The 15,609-nt window shown below is 53.8% G+C and carries 12 protein-coding genes; 9 read left to right on the top strand and 3 right to left on the bottom strand.

Annotated features, from left to right (window positions below; translation table 11 throughout):
* Entirely contained in the window at positions 1-1,059 is a 1,059-nt protein-coding gene (gene modC, locus ACLJR2_RS12850; RefSeq protein ID WP_000891710.1) for a molybdenum ABC transporter ATP-binding protein ModC, read from the top strand.
* Here the strand turns inward: modC and ACLJR2_RS12845 are convergent, their stop codons facing one another.
* Positions 1,060-1,878 (bottom strand): pyridoxal phosphatase, encoded by an 819-nt coding sequence (locus ACLJR2_RS12845; protein ID WP_000127031.1) that lies wholly within the window; start codon positions 1,876-1,878, stop codon positions 1,060-1,062.
* Between the two features lie 163 nt (positions 1,879-2,041).
* Between ACLJR2_RS12845 and pgl the strand changes: the two genes are divergently transcribed.
* Entirely contained in the window at positions 2,042-3,037 is a 996-nt protein-coding gene (gene pgl / locus ACLJR2_RS12840) for a 6-phosphogluconolactonase (RefSeq protein ID WP_000815469.1), read from the top strand.
* Positions 3,038-3,149: 112 nt separating this feature from the next.
* On the opposite strand, the gene ACLJR2_RS12835 is transcribed toward pgl, so the two are convergent.
* Positions 3,150-4,082 (bottom strand): LysR family transcriptional regulator, encoded by a 933-nt coding sequence (locus tag ACLJR2_RS12835; RefSeq protein ID WP_015632852.1) that lies wholly within the window; start codon positions 4,080-4,082, stop codon positions 3,150-3,152.
* A 198-nt stretch (positions 4,083-4,280) separates the two neighbouring features.
* On the opposite strand from ACLJR2_RS12835, the gene ACLJR2_RS12830 reads away from it, so the two are divergent.
* The 3 genes from ACLJR2_RS12830 (at position 4,281) to ACLJR2_RS12820 (ending at position 9,213) form a co-directional block, all read left to right on the top strand.
* Positions 4,281-5,336, top strand: a complete 1,056-nt coding sequence (locus tag ACLJR2_RS12830; protein WP_000723617.1) for a 4-oxalomesaconate tautomerase — start codon at positions 4,281-4,283, stop codon at positions 5,334-5,336.
* A gap of 82 nt (positions 5,337-5,418) precedes the next feature.
* Positions 5,419-6,852: an anion permease gene (locus ACLJR2_RS12825; RefSeq protein ID WP_001534237.1), complete on the top strand. Its 1,434-nt coding sequence runs from the start codon at positions 5,419-5,421 to the stop codon at positions 6,850-6,852.
* 102 nt (positions 6,853-6,954) lie between these two features.
* Positions 6,955-9,213: a hydratase gene (locus ACLJR2_RS12820; RefSeq protein WP_000258265.1), complete on the top strand. Its 2,259-nt coding sequence runs from the start codon at positions 6,955-6,957 to the stop codon at positions 9,211-9,213.
* Between the two features lie 60 nt (positions 9,214-9,273).
* Here ACLJR2_RS12820 and ACLJR2_RS12815 read toward each other — a convergent pair whose 3' ends face one another.
* Entirely contained in the window at positions 9,274-10,557 is a 1,284-nt protein-coding gene (locus ACLJR2_RS12815; protein WP_001094776.1) for a putative acyl-CoA thioester hydrolase, read from the bottom strand.
* A gap of 237 nt (positions 10,558-10,794) precedes the next feature.
* Here ACLJR2_RS12815 and hutI point away from each other — a divergent pair, with 237 nt between their 5' ends.
* From hutI to hutU, 4 genes are all read left to right on the top strand, one after another.
* On the top strand, positions 10,795-12,018 hold the full coding sequence (gene hutI, locus ACLJR2_RS12810; RefSeq protein ID WP_001249486.1) for an imidazolonepropionase: 1,224 nt from the start codon (positions 10,795-10,797) through the stop codon (positions 12,016-12,018).
* The gene (gene hutG, locus ACLJR2_RS12805; protein WP_000195688.1) at positions 12,015-12,956 is read left to right on the top strand and encodes a formimidoylglutamase; all 942 of its coding nucleotides are present in this window, start codon (positions 12,015-12,017) and stop codon (positions 12,954-12,956) included. Before hutI ends, hutG begins: the two co-directional genes overlap by 4 nt.
* 44 nt (positions 12,957-13,000) lie before the next feature.
* The gene (locus tag ACLJR2_RS12800) at positions 13,001-13,726 is read left to right on the top strand and encodes a histidine utilization repressor (protein WP_000287411.1); all 726 of its coding nucleotides are present in this window, start codon (positions 13,001-13,003) and stop codon (positions 13,724-13,726) included.
* 196 nt (positions 13,727-13,922) lie between these two features.
* Complete coding sequence (gene hutU / locus ACLJR2_RS12795) at positions 13,923-15,608, top strand: urocanate hydratase (protein WP_001115211.1); 1,686 nt, start codon at positions 13,923-13,925, stop codon at positions 15,606-15,608.
* Position 15,609 lies beyond the last annotated feature (1 nt).

The raw sequence follows: 15,609 nt of genomic DNA, 5'->3' as shown, positions 1-15,609 counted from the left end.
ATGCTGGAGCTTAATTTTTCCCAGACGCTGGGAACGCACTGTTTAACCCTCAACGAAACGCTGCCAGCCAGTGGGATCACGGCTATCTTTGGCGTCTCCGGCGCGGGAAAAACCTCGCTGATTAATGCCATCAGCGGTTTGACTCGCCCGCAAAAAGGACGCATCGCGCTGAATGGCCGGGTGTTGCATGACGCGGAAAACGGTATCTGTTTAACGCCGGAAAAGCGCCGCATCGGTTATGTTTTCCAGGATGCGCGCCTGTTCCCCCATTACAAAGTACGCGGCAATTTGCGCTACGGCATGGCGAAAAGCATGACCGGCCAGTTTGATAAGCTGGTGTCGCTGCTGGGAATTGAAGCGTTGCTTGATCGCCTGCCGGGGAGCCTGTCCGGCGGAGAAAAACAGCGCGTAGCGATAGGCCGGGCATTGCTCACCGCCCCGGAGTTGCTGCTGTTGGACGAACCGTTGGCCTCGCTGGATATCCCGCGTAAACGCGAATTACTGCCGTACCTGCAACGGCTGGCGCGAGAAATCAATATTCCCATGCTGTATGTCAGCCATTCTCTCGATGAAATTCTCCACCTGGCGGATAAAGTCATGGTGCTGGAGGATGGACAGGTTAAAGCGTTTGGCCCGCTGGAGGAGGTCTGGGGAAGCAGCGTTATGCACCCGTGGCTGCCGAAAGAGCAACAGAGCAGTATTCTGAAAGTCAGCGTGCTGGAGCATCACCCGCATTATGCCATGACCGCGCTGGCGCTTGGCGACCAGCACCTGTGGGTAAATAAACTCAATCAGCCGCTGCAATCCACACTGCGTATTCGCATACAGGCGTCGGATGTCTCGCTAGTACTACAGCCGCCGCAGCAGACCAGTATCCGCAACGTATTGCGGGCAAAAGTGGCGAATTGTTATGACGATAACGGACAGGTGGAAGTCCAGCTTGAGATAGGCGGCAGAACGCTGTGGGCGCGAATAAGCCCGTGGGCCAGGGATGAGCTGAATATCAAGCCTGGCCTGTGGCTTTACGCGCAGGTGAAAAGCGTTTCTATCACCGCCTGACTATAGCAGGTGGGTGTAAATAAATTTGGCGATGCTATCGGTAGTGTTATCGCCGATCACAACGTCAGCGCGCGCTTTCACCGCCTCATCGGCGTTGCCCATCGCAACGCCGGTGCCTGCCGCCTCCAGCATACTGATGTCGTTGTAGTTATCGCCGAAAGCGATCACATTTTTCATTGACCCTCCCTGCGCTTCTATCCACTGGGTAAGGCGCTTGCCTTTACTGTTGCCTTTGCGCGCGATATCCACCTGATCGTGCCATGACCATTCGCACTCCAGGCCAAGCGCCTGTTCAACATGCTGACCGAACCGCTGTAGCCTGGGAATATCTTCATCGGTAAGCGCAAACTTCCACACGGCATTTACGTCGCGCGCCGCCTGCGCCAACGAAGAGACCTGTGTAAAGGTCGGACGTTGCTCCGGCGGCAAGGTCTGCGCCCACCGGGAGGTACGCACGACGTGACCAGTTGGGTGTTCGTAAAGCATAGCGTCATCAACATACATCAGGCCGTGAATCTGATGCTCATCCAGTAAATCAATCAACTGCAACGCCTTATCCACGGGCATAGGATCGGCATCCAGGACAGTTTTAGCTTGATAATCATACAAATAGGTGCCGTTGCAGCAAATAGCAGGTGTTTCCAGCGCCAGCGCCTGATAAAAAGGATGAATAGCAACGTGATGGCGACCAGTGACAATGATAAGTTGAAAGCCCGCCTCTTTGGCGCGTGATAGCGCTTCAAGCGAGGAGGGGAGTAAGGTTTTATGCGGGGTTAATAATGTTCCGTCTAAATCGAGGGCAATCACGCGTGCAGTCATAATTTTTTCCAGATTAAGAGTAATAATTCCGTCTGTCGGCATGGTACACCGGGACGGTAAGCAGACAAAATTCTGCGTCTGAATTCAGCATTCGCCGTCAAAAGCGACTACGTTAAGCTGTGTCCTGTTATTGCAGCTACATGCCATATGCAAAGGAGTATTCATGAAACAAACAGTCTATACCGCCAGCCCTGAGAGTCAGCAAATTCACGTCTGGAGCCTGAACCACGAAGGGACGCTGACGCTGGTGCAGGTCGTGGATGTGCCCGGCCAGGTTCAGCCGATGGTGGTCAGTCCGGATAAACGCTACCTCTATGTCGGCGTGCGCCCGGAGTTTCGTGTCCTGGCGTATCGTATTGCGCCGGATGATGGCGCGCTGACGTTTGCCGCCGAATCCGCCCTGCCGGGTAGCCCGACCCATATTTCTACCGATCATCATGGTCGTTTTGTCTTTGTCGGATCGTATAACGCCGGTAATGTCAGCGTGACGCGCTTACAGGATGGTCTGCCGGTTGAGCTGGTGGATGTGGTGGAAGGGCTGGACGGCTGCCACTCGGCAAATATTACGCCTGATAACCGTACCCTGTGGGTGCCTGCGCTAAAACAGGATCGCATTTGTCTGTTTACGCTAAGCGATGACGGCCATCTGGTGGCCCAGGAGCCGGCGGAAGTAAATACAGTCGAAGGGGCAGGCCCGCGTCATATGGTCTTCCACCCGAATCGACAATATGCGTATTGCGTCAATGAACTGAACAGTTCGGTGGATGTCTGGCAGCTTAAAAATCCGCATGGCGAGATAGAGTGCGTACAAACCCTGGATATGATGCCCGCCGATTTTTCCGATACCCGTTGGGCGGCGGATATTCATATTACGCCGGATGGACGGCATCTGTATGCCTGTGACCGCACCGCCAGTCTGATTACCGTCTTTAGTGTCTCCGAAGACGGCAGCGTACTTAGCGTTGAAGGCTTCCAGCCGACGGAAGCTCAACCGCGCGGCTTTAATATCGACAATAGCGGAAAATACCTGATTGCTGCGGGTCAAAAATCACATCATATCGCGGTCTATGAAATTACGGGCACTCAGGGGGTGCTGACGGAAAAAGGTCGTTATGCCGTCGGCCAAGGGCCAATGTGGGTTGTGGTGAACGCGTACTAAAGCGCTGTGTGCCGGATGGCGGCGGTCTGGATCTGTAGGCCCGGTAGGCGGCTGCGCCACCGGGCAATCCGGCCTGGGCCACCACGCAGCGCGCGAAAGCCGTCATCCGCCGTTATGGCTGCGGTTTGGCAAAATGCGTCCAAAGGTTGTCTTTGCCTTCGGCCCAGACATTTAACAGCAGTGAGAAAAAACGTTCCGCCGGCGGCGAAAGCATGGCGTCTTTCCGGCGAATAATGCCCAGAGTGCGCCTGATCACCGGTTCTATCAGGGGGATGCCAATGAGCGTAGGATGCGGTGCCTGCGGCATTGCCAGTCCTGGTAATGCGGAAATACCTAAACCTGCCTCCACCAGACCCAGCGAAGTGGATAAATGGCGAACCTCGTAAAACCACTCCAGCTTCCAGGGTTTATCAGCAAGTTGTTGCTCGATTAAGAGGCGGTTGCCGCTTGAAGCGCGTACGCCTATCAGCGTGTGATTGACTAATTCCTGCCATTCAACCAGTTGTCTGGCGGCTAAAGGGTGATCCCGTCGGCAGGCCAGAACAAACGGTTCATTTACCAGCGGGGTAAAATCAATCGCAGGATTTGTGATGCTATTCATATTTATGCCAAAATCCGCCTCTTTGCACAGTACGGATTCCATACAATTATTGGTGCCTTTTTCAAGTATCCGCACTTTAATGTTGGGGTATAAAGCATTAAATTTGCCAATCGCGAGCGGTAAAAAATAGAAAACGGCGGTTGGAATACATGATAATGTAATTATACCGTGATGGTAATTATTGAGTTCACGAACATTAAAAATAGTTTCATCCAGTCTTCTGATTAATTCACGAGCTTCGGGTAACAACATTCTCCCCGCTTTTGTTAATGTTACTGTACGTGTAGTTCTTTCAAAAAGGAGTGTATGTAAATCATCCTCCATGTTTTTTATTCTGCGAGTTAATGCAGGTTGCGTAATATTGAGTGATTTAGCTGCTTTGTTAAAAGAAGTGGTCTCCGCCAGAGCGACAAACGCTTTCATACTTGATAGTTCGTGTTTCATTATAACTCCAGCATATAAAAATAATGTCGTTCCCATTATTAGGCGCATCGTGGGTATTGCAGAGAGTGTACCCGCCGTGTCTGGCTTTTGATTAATAAAAAAAGCTGATTAATCACATCACGAAAGTCATTAGCCTCGCCATTTTTTACATGCAACCATAGTCACAGCGAAAATAAGATGATGATTAAGGATTGTGTCATGAAAAAAATACCTTGTGTATTAATGCGAGGGGGAACCTCCAGAGGCGCTTTTTTATTAGCGGAACATTTACCCGAAGATAAAACCCAGCGAGATAACGCGTTAATCGCGATTATGGGATCGGGCAATGCGTTAGAAATTGACGGCATTGGCGGCGGGAATCCGCTGACCAGTAAAGTCGCGATTGTCAGCCGTTCGGATGATCCGCAGGCGGATATTGATTATCTTTTCGCCCAGGTCGTTGTACAGGAGCAACGCGTCGATACCACGCCAAACTGCGGCAATATGCTTTCCGGCGTCGGCGCATTTGCTATTGAGCAGGGGCTTATTACCGCGACGTCGCCGGTCACGCGAGTGCGCATACGTAATGTGAATACCAATACCTATATTGATGCCGATGTGCAGACGCCAGACGGTAGGGTTACGTATGAAGGCACTACGAAAATCGATGGCGTGCCGGGGACGGCAGCCCCGGTAATGCTTACGTTTTTGAATGCTGCGGGCGCAAAAACCGGCAACGTTTTCCCCACCGGACGCCGTATCGACTATTTTGACGATATCGCCGTTACCTGCATGGATATGGCGATGCCGGTGGTTATCATTCCCGCCGCCAGCGTAGGGAAAACAGGCTATGAGTCGCCTGTGGAATTAGACAGTGATACTGAATTATTACGCCGTATTGAATCTATTCGTCTACAGGCCGGTAAAGCAATGGGCCTTGGCGATGTCCGTTCCATGGTTATTCCTAAGCCTGTACTTATTTCTCCTGCACAACATGGCGGCACAATTAATGCGCGTTATTTTATGCCGCATTCATGTCATAAAGCGCTGGCGATTACCGGCGCTATCGCCATTGCCAGCAGCAGTGTCATTGACGGTACAGTGACCCGGTCGCTTACCACAGACCATGGCTATGGCAATATAACTATTGAACATCCCGGCGGCTGTCTTGATATTCATTTAAAAAATGATGGCGATACCCCTGATTCCATTCGGGCGGCAGTCATTCGTACCGCAAGAAAAATCTTTTCTGGCGATGTCTATCTCCCGGAATAATGTTGACGCATTGCGCTGACATCAAAATGGAAGAGCCGACACGATTCTGTATTTGATATACGGAAATATCAGGATATATAAAATGAAACGAAAATCTTTATGGAAGCTAATAACGATATTAGCTATCCCTTGTATTATTGCCTTGTTGCCGGTGCCGACTGGGTTAAGCCAGTTGGCGTGGGTACTCTTTGGTATTTATCTTGCTGCAATAGTGGGATTAGTCATTAAACCTTTCCCGGAACCCGTCGTTTTATTAATGGCGGTCGCGGCGTCGATGGTTGTCGTCGGTAATTTAGGCGGCGGAGCGTTTAAAACCTCCAGCGTATTGAGTGGTTATGCCTCCGGGACAACCTGGTTAGTATTTTCCGCCTTTACTCTGAGCGCCGCGTTTGTCACCACCGGGCTGGGCAAGCGTATCGCCTACCTATTGATTGGTAAAATCGGCAACACCACATTAGGTCTGGGTTACGTTACCGTTTTTCTCGATCTTGTCTTATCTCCGGCAACGCCGTCAAATACGGCGCGGGCGGGTGGAATCGTATTGCCGATTATCAATAGTGTTGCGGTAGCGCTAGGGTCTGAGCCGGAAAAAAGCCCGCATCGCGTGGGTCATTACTTGATGATGTGCGTCTATATGGTGACGAAAACTACCAGTTATATGTTTTTCACCGCCATGGCAGGAAATATCCTGGCGCTGAAAATGATCAACGATATTTGCCATCTGCAATTAAGCTGGGGCGACTGGGCGCTGGCGGCAGGGGTGCCAGGAATAGTTATGCTCCTGGCGACACCGCTGGTGATTTATACGATGTACCCTCCGGAGATAAAAAAGGTCGATAATAAGAGCATTTCCAGATCCGGGCTTCAGGCATTAGGGCCGATGCAGGCACGGGAAAAACTATTATTAGTGATTTTCGTTTTGGCGCTCCTCGGCTGGATTTTTAGCAGCTATCTGGGGATTAATGAGTCAACCGTCGCCATTGTGGTGATGGGCGCGATGCTGATGCTTGGCGTGGTCACCTGGGATGACGTAGTAAAAAATAAAGGCGGCTGGAATACGTTAATATGGTATGGCGGTATCATCGGTCTGAGTTCATTACTGTCAAAAGTTAAATTTTTTGACTGGCTGGCGGAACTGTTCAAAAATAATATCTCATTTGATCATCATGGTAATGTCGCTTTCTTTGTTATTCTTTTTATGAGTATTGCCGTGCGTTATTTTTTTGCATCCGGCAGCGCCTATATTGTGGCAATGGTGCCGGTATTTGCGATGCTGGCGAATGTGTCTGGCGCGCCGCTTATGTTAACCGCCCTGGCGTTGTTATTTTCTAACTCTTACGGCGGCATGGTGACGCATTATGGCGGCGCCGCCGGGCCGGTTATTTTTGGTGTTGGTTATAATGATATAAAATCCTGGTGGCTGGTGGGCGCCGTACTAACTATTTTCACCTTCCTCGTTCATATTACCCTGGGCGTCTGGTGGTGGAAGCTATTAATGAGCTGGCACATGCTGTAAGCAAATCCTCTCTCTTTTGTTTTAAAATATACTATTGACTGTCATTATTCATGGCGGCGACGCCTGGCGGTGCGAGTAACTGACAGTCAAATGGAGTAAGTCATGGTTACGTTATATAAATCGGGTATTTATCTGTCCGGAAATGAGATTATTGCCGAAGAGCAATACGCCGGGGCTGTCGATAAAGCGCAGGCTAAAAAAGGTACCATTAGCTGGTCAATCCTCGCCTCGCATAATACGTCTGACAATATGGACAAACTGAAAATTAAGTTTGATTCATTGACCTCACACGACATTACTTATGTAGGTATTATTCAGACGGCAAAAGCGTCGGGGATGGAGCGGTTTCCTTTACCTTATGTTCTGACCAATTGCCATAACTCTCTGTGCGCTGTCGGTGGAACCATTAACAGCGACGACCATATGTTTGGTTTATCGGCGGCGCAACGGTATGGCGGCATTTATGTGCCCCCGCACATTGCCGTTATTCACCAGTATATGCGTGAGATGATGGCCGGCGGCGGTAAAATGATTTTGGGCTCCGACAGTCACACTCGTTATGGCGCGCTGGGAACGATGGCGGTAGGCGAGGGCGGCGGCGAGCTTGTTAAACAACTGCTGAATGATACCTGGGATATTGATTATCCCGATGTGGTCGCCGTGTATCTGACCGGCCAGCCAGCGGCGTATGTTGGGCCGCAGGATGTGGCGCTGGCGATTATCGGCGCGGTATTCAAAAACGGCTACGTCAAAAATAAAGTGATGGAGTTTGTCGGCCCCGGTATTCGTCATCTTTCTACGGATTTTCGTAACAGCATTGATGTGATGACCACCGAAACGACCTGCCTGAGTTCAGTCTGGCAAACGGATGAGGAAACCCGAAGCTGGCTGGCGTTGCATGGTCGCGAGCAGGATTATCGTCCGTTACATCCGCAGCCGATGGCCTGGTACGACGGTTGTATCTATGTCGATCTTAGCGCTATCAAGCCGATGATCGCGTTGCCTTTCCATCCCAGCAACGTCTATGAAATCGATACCTTAAATGAAAATCTGGCGGATATTCTTCGTCAGACGGAAATAGAATCGGCGCGCGTGGCGCACGGCCAAGCGACACTCTCACTGGTGGATAAAATTGAAAACGGTCGTTTAAAAGTACAGCAAGGGATTATCGCTGGCTGTTCCGGCGGTAACTATGAGAACGTGATTGCCGCAGCCAATGCGTTACGTCATCGTTCATGCGGTAATGACGCGTTCTCGCTTGCCGTTTATCCGTCTTCCCAACCGGTGTTTATGGATCTGACGAAAAAAGGCGTCGTGGCGGAGTTGCTGGGCGCAGGCGCGATAATCAGAACGGCATTTTGCGGTCCCTGTTTTGGCGCTGGCGATACGCCTGTCCATAACGGACTGAGCATTCGTCATACCACGCGTAACTTCCCGAACCGGGAAGGGTCTAAACCGGGGAATGGACAGATGTCCGCCGTCGCGCTGATGGATGCCCGCTCCATTGCCGCAACGGCGGTGAACGGCGGCTATTTAACGTCAGCGGCGGAACTGGATTGTTGGGATAATGTGCCGGATTATGTTTTTGATCCTACGCCGTACAAAAATCGGGTTTATCAGGGATATGTAAAAGGCGTGACGCAGCAGCCGCTTATTTATGGACCCAACATTAAAGACTGGCCGGAGTCAGGCGCGCTGACAGAGAATATTCTGCTCAGGGTCTGTTCGAAAATTCTCGATGAGGTGACGACCACCGACGAGTTGATCCCTTCCGGCGAGACCTCCTCTTACCGCTCAAATCCGGTAGGGCTGGCGGAATTTACCCTCTCGCGTCGCGATCCGGACTATGTCGGCAGAAGTAAAGCTGTCGCCGCGCTGGAAAAACGGCGACAGGACGGCGAGGTCGCCGAACTGGCCCCGGTGTTCGCGTGTATTCAGCAGATTGCCGGTCAGGAAAACGTACGCCCTGAAGATACCGGGATAGGAAGCCTGATTTATGCCGTCAAGCCGGGGGATGGCTCGGCGCGGGAACAGGCGGCAAGCTGTCAGCGAGTGATTGGCGGTCTGGCGAATATCGCGCAGGAATACGCCACCAAACGCTACCGCTCTAATGTGATCAACTGGGGAATGCTGCCGCTGCAAATGAAGGAGACGCCAAATTTTACGGTGGGGGATTATATCTATATTCCGGGCATTCTTGCGGCGCTGGAAACCGCGAGTCCTGCCATAACGGGATATGTTATTCGCGATAATGTGCTGGTCGAGGAAATTGCGCTGTATATGGAAAATTTGACCGCCGAGGAGCGGGAAATCATCAAGGCGGGATGCCTGATTAATTTCAATAAACATCGCTTGCAGTAAAACCACGGGCCGCCACATCTGCTGCGGCGGCCCGTTTATAAGCCTGAACCGGAACGGCGATTACTGCTTAGGTTCCGCCACTACTTTACTGCCTACACCGCGGTTGTTGTATTCCCACATGCGGTTGTAGTTAGTGTCGTTCAGATTACGCTGCACCTCGTCTTTGTCATCCACGGTTCCCGTATTTCCAGCAAACGGACGTTTCGAGATGACCGCGTCGGCCCACGGTTTGGCAACGTTGAAGCCCTCGTTAATCACGCTGTCGCGGATCACGACCTGACCGTTGGTGTTGGCGTCGACATCCAGCGAGCGGCCAAGCTGCGCAACGCCATCGCCGGAGGCGTTAAAGCGGCTGTTGATCGCCAAAAAGCCATAGTAAATATTGGACAGCGTCGCCGGGGCGAAGACGTAGGCTTCCTGCTGTGTGCGGGAGTTGACGACCTGGAAGTTGGTGTTATCGAACACCACGGCGCCGCGTCCGGAAACCATATCCACATCGCCTTCAATATAGCTGTTCGTCACCAGCGTACGCGGCTGGCGATCGGTTTGCAGACGGTTCTGCACGCCGCTGTTGGTCACAAAGAAGGTGTTCTGGCGGCCAAGGATATTGACCTTGTTAATCTGGACTTTGTCGCCATCGGTACGCAGCGCCACCGCCGGATGGTTTCCGGCATCGACACTGTCGCCCAGCGTGTTCTCGATGGTCAGATTTTGTAGCTGCAGACCGTTATTCTGCGACCAGAACGCGGCAGAACACATTACACCGATCGTCGCGGCGTGTTTGCTTTGGCAGTTATCGAACATATACCAGGCGGGTTTACCAGGCATATATTTCCCGCCGGGATTCACCGCGCGGCGCCAGTCAGCGACACTCATTTCACCATCAATCGCCATCCCAATTTTCACATCGATCGGTTTTTCACCGGTCCCGTACAGGGTCAGACTTCCCGGCGCGGCGGGAACATACACGGTCCCCTGATAGTCGCCCGGCATAATAGCAATGTACTGGCGTTTGTTCGTGCGTTTAACCATTGCCGCATCGACCGCGGCCTGAATCGAGGTGTGCGTAACGCCTGGCGTACCTGCCGGCCCCACCACAAAGTCAGGCTGTGCGGGCAGGGTAATCGGCGACGGCGACCACGGGGCGGTATTCGGCGTCAGGGAGGCAAAATAGCGCGCCGCAACGAAGTTTTTCGCTTCATTTGCCGACAGAATTGGGCGCGAGGCGGTGCCAGGCGCGGTTTGATCGGAAGGGATCTGATCGGGTGGCGTAGAGCTACAGGCGCTCAGCGTCACGCCAAAAGCCAGTGCCAGCGCCAGACGGGAAACCGATAATGTATTCACAGGTTGCTCCGGGCTTGAAAAAGTTAAATGACATCCATTGAAGCCTGCTTTTTTATACTAAGTTGAACGAAACGGGAAGGCGAAAAGGTAAAAAGTTCCTTTTCAGGCTGGAAACACCTGTAGCATCAGATAGTTTTATCACAATTAAGCAACAACTTTCGCGCTTTGAGTTGACAATCCGGAGCAGAAAGAAAATAAATGTCTATACAACTCATGACAGGCAAGAGAGCGACAGGAATGCGGCAACTTTTACCGGGCGATACTGTCTGGCGAAACATCAGGCTGGCGACAATGGACCCGCAGCGGCAAGCCCCGTACGGGCTGGTGGATAACCAGGCGCTGATTGTACGCGAAGGGCATATTTGCGATATCGTGCCAGAGACGCAGCTTCCTGTCAGTGGGGACAATATCCATGATATGCAGGGACGACTGGTAACCCCGGGACTTATCGATTGCCACACGCATCTGGTGTTTGCCGGTAACCGCGCCGCAGAGTGGGAGCAGCGGCTTAACGGCGCGTCATACCAGCATATTAGCGCTCAGGGCGGCGGCATTAACGCGACGGTATCAGCAACCCGCGCCTGTGCGGAGGAGACGCTCTACCTGCTGGCGCGCGAACGCATGATGCGCCTTGCCAGCGAAGGCGTTACGCTGCTGGAGATTAAATCCGGCTATGGTCTGGAGCTGGCGACAGAAGAAAAGCTGTTGCGCGTCGCTGCAAAACTTGCCGCCGAAAACGCTATCGACATTAGCCCCACGCTATTGGCCGCTCATGCTACGCCAGCGGAGTATCGTGACGACCCGGACGGCTACATCACTCTGGTCTGCGAGACGATGATTCCGCAGCTCTGGCAAAAAGGGTTATTTGATGTGGTAGACCTCTTTTGCGAGAGCGTCGGCTTTAATGTGGCGCAGAGTGAGCGCGTATTGCAGACGGCGAAGGCGTTAGGTATTCCCGTTAAAGGCCATGTTGAGCAGCTTTCGCTGTTGGGCGGCGCGCAGTTGGTGAGCCGTTATCAGGGTTTATCGGCGGATCATATCGAATATCTTGATGAAACGGGCGTCGCGGCGATGCGTGACGGCGGTACTGTCGGCGTGTTGTTGCCCGGCGCGTTTTATTTTCTGCGCGAGACGCAGCGCCCGCCGGTGGAACTGCTGCGCCGCTATCAGGTGCCTGTCGCTGTCGCCAGCGATTTCAATCCCGGCACCAGCCCGTTTTGCAGTTTGCATCTGGCGATGAATATGGCCTGCGTACAGTTTGGTCTGACGCCGGAAGAGGCATGGGCGGGCGTTACGCGCCATGCCGCTCGCGCGCTGGGAAGACAGGCGACGCATGGGCAGCTCAGGGCCGGCTACCGGGCAGATTTTGTGGTGTGGGATGCTGAACAGCCGGTAGAGATTGTGTATGAGCCGGGGCGTAACCCTTTATATCAGCGGGTATACAGAGGACAAATCTCATGACGCAATGGTATCCGGCTTCTCCGGCGCTCTGGCAGGGGCGCGATGACAGTATAGAAGCGCCGGATGCGCGGCGTCTGTTTCAGACCGTCACGCGCAGCGAGACCTTTTCCCCCGAAAACTGGCAGCAAAAGATCGCGTTAATGGGATTTGCCTGCGACGAGGGGGTAAAACGCAATGCAGGTCGTCCCGGCGCGGCAGGCGGCCCGGACGCGTTGCGTAAAGCGCTGGCGAATATGGCCAGCCACCAGGGACATGAACGGCTGGTGGATTTAGGCAATTGGGTTGCGCCGACGCCCGATCTGGAAGGCGCGCAGCAGGCCTTGCGCGATGCGGTAAGCCGCTGTCTGCGGGCCGGGATGCGCACGCTGGTACTGGGCGGCGGGCATGAAACCGCGTTTGGACACGGCGCGGGGGTGCTGGACGCGTTTGCGCAGGAAAGCGTAGGGATCATTAATCTTGATGCGCATCTGGATCTCCGTCAGACCGACCGGGCAACATCCGGGACGCCGTTTCGTCAACTGGCGCAGCTATGCGACGCGCAGAGCCGCGCGTTTCATTATGCCTGTTTCGGCGTGAGCCGTGCGGCGAATACGCAGGCGTTGTGGCGGGAAGCGCAGTGGCGGAATGTTACCGTGGTGGAGGATCTGGACTGCCATGACGCGCTGGCGCAGATGGCGCAGTTTATCGACAAGGTGGATAAAATTTATCTGACTATCGATCTCGACGTATTGCCTGTCTGGGAAATGCCGGCCGTCTCCGCTCCCGCAGCGCTGGGCGTGCCGCTGATACAGGTTCTGCGTTTAATTGAGCCGGTTTGCCGCAGCGGAAAATTACAGGCGGCGGATCTGGTTGAATTTAATCCACGCTTTGATGAAGATGGCGCAGCGGCGCGCGTGGCGGCGCGGCTTGGCTGGCAAATCGCGCACTGGTGGCGTTAATCTGTCATCCGGAAAACACTCTCCGCATAAGGAAGGCTTCACGCATGTATTCATCCCGCTCCCGTTCTGCGCCTGCGCCTTTTTACGAAACGGTGAAACAGGACATCTGTAAAAAAATAGCCGGCGGCGTCTGGCAGCCGCACGATCGCATTCCGTCGGAAGCTGAACTGGTCGCCCAGTATGGCTTTAGCCGAATGACCATCAACCGGGCGCTGCGTGAGCTGACGGATGAAGGGTGGCTGGTGCGTTTACAGGGCGTGGGGACGTTTGTCGCCGAACCGAAAGGCCAGTCCGCGCTGTTTGAAGTCCGCAGTATCGCCGAGGAGATTGCCGCCCGCCGTCATCAGCATTGTTGTGAGGTGCTCACGCTGGAGCGCGTGCGGGCAAACGCCATCCAGGCCAGCGCTCTCAACGTCAATGAGAGCGATGTCATTTTCCATTCCATCATGGTGCATTATGAAAACGATCTGCCGGTACAAATTGAAGATCGCTGCGTGAATGCGGATATTGCCGTGGATTACCTGACGCAGGATTACCGTCAGACCACGCCGCACGCTTATTTGTCGCGGATCGCGCCGTTAACGGAAGGGGAACATATTGTGGAGGCGGTGCGCGCCACGGCGCAAGAGTGCGCGTGGTTAACTATCAAAGAGCATGAGCCTTGTCTGCTCATTCGTCGTACAACCTGGTCCGCGTCGCGGATTGTTTCTCACGCCCGCTTACTTTTCCCCGGGTCGCGCTACCGGCTACAGGGACGATTTATCTCCTGAGCGGGCCGCTGCCGGAAAACGTGATTGCTGACACAATATAACAAAATTGTATCATTTTTGTTAATTCTATCCTTGTACTTACTTGTATAGACAAGTATATGTCTGATTCTTATCTGTGGGTCTGCGGCGGTGCCTGATAGTGGCGTTTTAGCGTTATTTGGCGATGGCAGACCGATAATAATGAGGAGTCATTGCTATGCCTGAAAGCAAGTATCGTCAGCAGACTATCCGCGCGCCCAGAGGCACGGTATTAACGGCGAAAAGCTGGCTGACAGAAGCCCCGCTGCGGATGTTAATGAATAATCTCGATCCTGACGTGGCGGAAAATCCGCATGAGCTGGTGGTCTACGGCGGGATTGGTCGCGCCGCGCGCAACTGGGAATGCTATGACGCTATTGTTGATGCGCTCACCAGGCTGGAGGCGGACGAAACGTTGCTTATTCAGTCTGGCAAACCGGTCGGCGTATTTAAAACGCACGACAACGCGCCGCGGGTATTAATCGCCAACTCCAACCTGGTTCCCCACTGGGCGACATGGGAACACTTTAACGAACTGGATGCGAAAGGGCTGGCGATGTACGGTCAAATGACGGCCGGAAGCTGGATCTATATCGGCAGCCAGGGAATCGTGCAGGGAACATACGAAACCTTTGTCGAGGCGGGGCGTCAGCACTATAACGGCACGCTGGCGGGACGCTGGGTGCTGACTGCCGGGCTGGGCGGCATGGGCGGCGCGCAACCGCTAGCCGCGACGCTGGCCGGAGCGTGTTCGCTGACGATTGAATGCCAGCAAAGCCGGATCGATTTTCGTCTGCGTACTCGTTACGTGGATGAGCAGGCCGCCACGCTGGATGACGCGCTGGCCCGCATTACGCGCTACACCCGCGAGGGGAAAGCCGTGTCCGTCGCCCTGTGCGCGAACGCGGCGGATATCCTGCCGGAACTGGTTAATCGCGGCGTGCGCCCGGACCTGGTGACCGATCAGACCAGCGCCCACGATCCGCTACATGGCTATTTACCCTCCGGCTGGCGCTGGGAGGAGTATCAGAAAAACGCGCAATCCGATCCCCACGGGACGATGCAGGCAGCGAAACGTTCCATGGCGGCGCATGTTCGGGCGATGCTGGCGTTCAGTAAAATGGGCGTGCCGACCTTTGACTATGGCAACAATATTCGTCAGATGGCGAAAGAGATGGGGGTGGAAAACGCCTTTGATTTTCCGGGATTTGTGCCAGCCTATATTCGTCCGCTGTTCTGTCGTGGCATCGGGCCGTTTCGCTGGGTGGCGCTGTCCGGCGATCCGCAGGATATCTATAAAACCGATGCCAAAGTCAAAGAGATAGTGGCTGAGGATAAACATCTGCATCACTGGCTGGATATGGCGCGCGAGCGCATTCATTTTCAGGGGCTACCGGCGCGTATCTGCTGGGTAGGCCTGGAGTGGCGGCAAAAACTGGGGCTGGCGTTCAACGAAATGGTGCGTTGCGGCGAGGTATCCGCGCCCATTGTGATTGGTCGCGATCACCTGGATTCCGGTTCTGTCGCCAGCCCTAACCGTGAAACCGAAGCGATGCGCGACGGTTCCGACGCGGTTTCCGACTGGCCGCTGTTAAATGCCTTGCTGAATACCGCCAGCGGGGCGACATGGGTATCGCTCCATCATGGCGGCGGGGTGGGGGTGGGTTTTTCGCAACACGCCGGTATGGTGATTGTCTGTGATGGCACTGACGAGGCCGCCGCGCGTATTCGCCGCGTGTTACACAACGATCCGGCGACGGGCGTCATGCGCCATGCCGATGCCGGATATGATCTCGCGGTGGAATGCGCTGTTGAGCAAGGTCTGAATTTACCGATGGTTGCGGCGACGCAGGGGAAAGGCTGAT

The sequence above is a fragment of the Salmonella sp. SAL03688 genome, from assembly GCF_046551895.1.
Lineage (GTDB): Bacteria > Pseudomonadota > Gammaproteobacteria > Enterobacterales > Enterobacteriaceae > Salmonella > Salmonella enterica.
This window is presented reverse-complemented; position numbering and strand designations above follow the sequence as displayed.

What these genes read in the sequence shown, in the direction of transcription:
- ACLJR2_RS12820 (WP_000258265.1), top strand. Translation starts at nt 6,955, where the DNA reads ATGGTTACGTTATATAAATCGGGTATTTATCTGTCCGGAAATGAGATT.
- pgl (WP_000815469.1), top strand. Translation starts at nt 2,042, where the DNA reads ATGAAACAAACAGTCTATACCGCCAGCCCTGAGAGTCAGCAAATTCAC.
- hutI (WP_001249486.1), top strand. Translation starts at nt 10,795, where the DNA reads ATGCGGCAACTTTTACCGGGCGATACTGTCTGGCGAAACATCAGGCTG.
- modC (WP_000891710.1), top strand. Translation starts at nt 1, where the DNA reads ATGCTGGAGCTTAATTTTTCCCAGACGCTGGGAACGCACTGTTTAACC.
- ACLJR2_RS12830 (WP_000723617.1), top strand. Translation starts at nt 4,281, where the DNA reads ATGAAAAAAATACCTTGTGTATTAATGCGAGGGGGAACCTCCAGAGGC.
- hutG (WP_000195688.1), top strand. Translation starts at nt 12,015, where the DNA reads ATGACGCAATGGTATCCGGCTTCTCCGGCGCTCTGGCAGGGGCGCGAT.
- ACLJR2_RS12800 (WP_000287411.1), top strand. Translation starts at nt 13,001, where the DNA reads ATGTATTCATCCCGCTCCCGTTCTGCGCCTGCGCCTTTTTACGAAACG.
- ACLJR2_RS12845 (WP_000127031.1), bottom strand. Translation starts at nt 1,878, where the DNA reads ATGACTGCACGCGTGATTGCCCTCGATTTAGACGGAACATTATTAACC.
- ACLJR2_RS12835 (WP_015632852.1), bottom strand. Translation starts at nt 4,082, where the DNA reads ATGAAACACGAACTATCAAGTATGAAAGCGTTTGTCGCTCTGGCGGAG.
- ACLJR2_RS12825 (WP_001534237.1), top strand. Translation starts at nt 5,419, where the DNA reads ATGAAACGAAAATCTTTATGGAAGCTAATAACGATATTAGCTATCCCT.
- hutU (WP_001115211.1), top strand. Translation starts at nt 13,923, where the DNA reads ATGCCTGAAAGCAAGTATCGTCAGCAGACTATCCGCGCGCCCAGAGGC.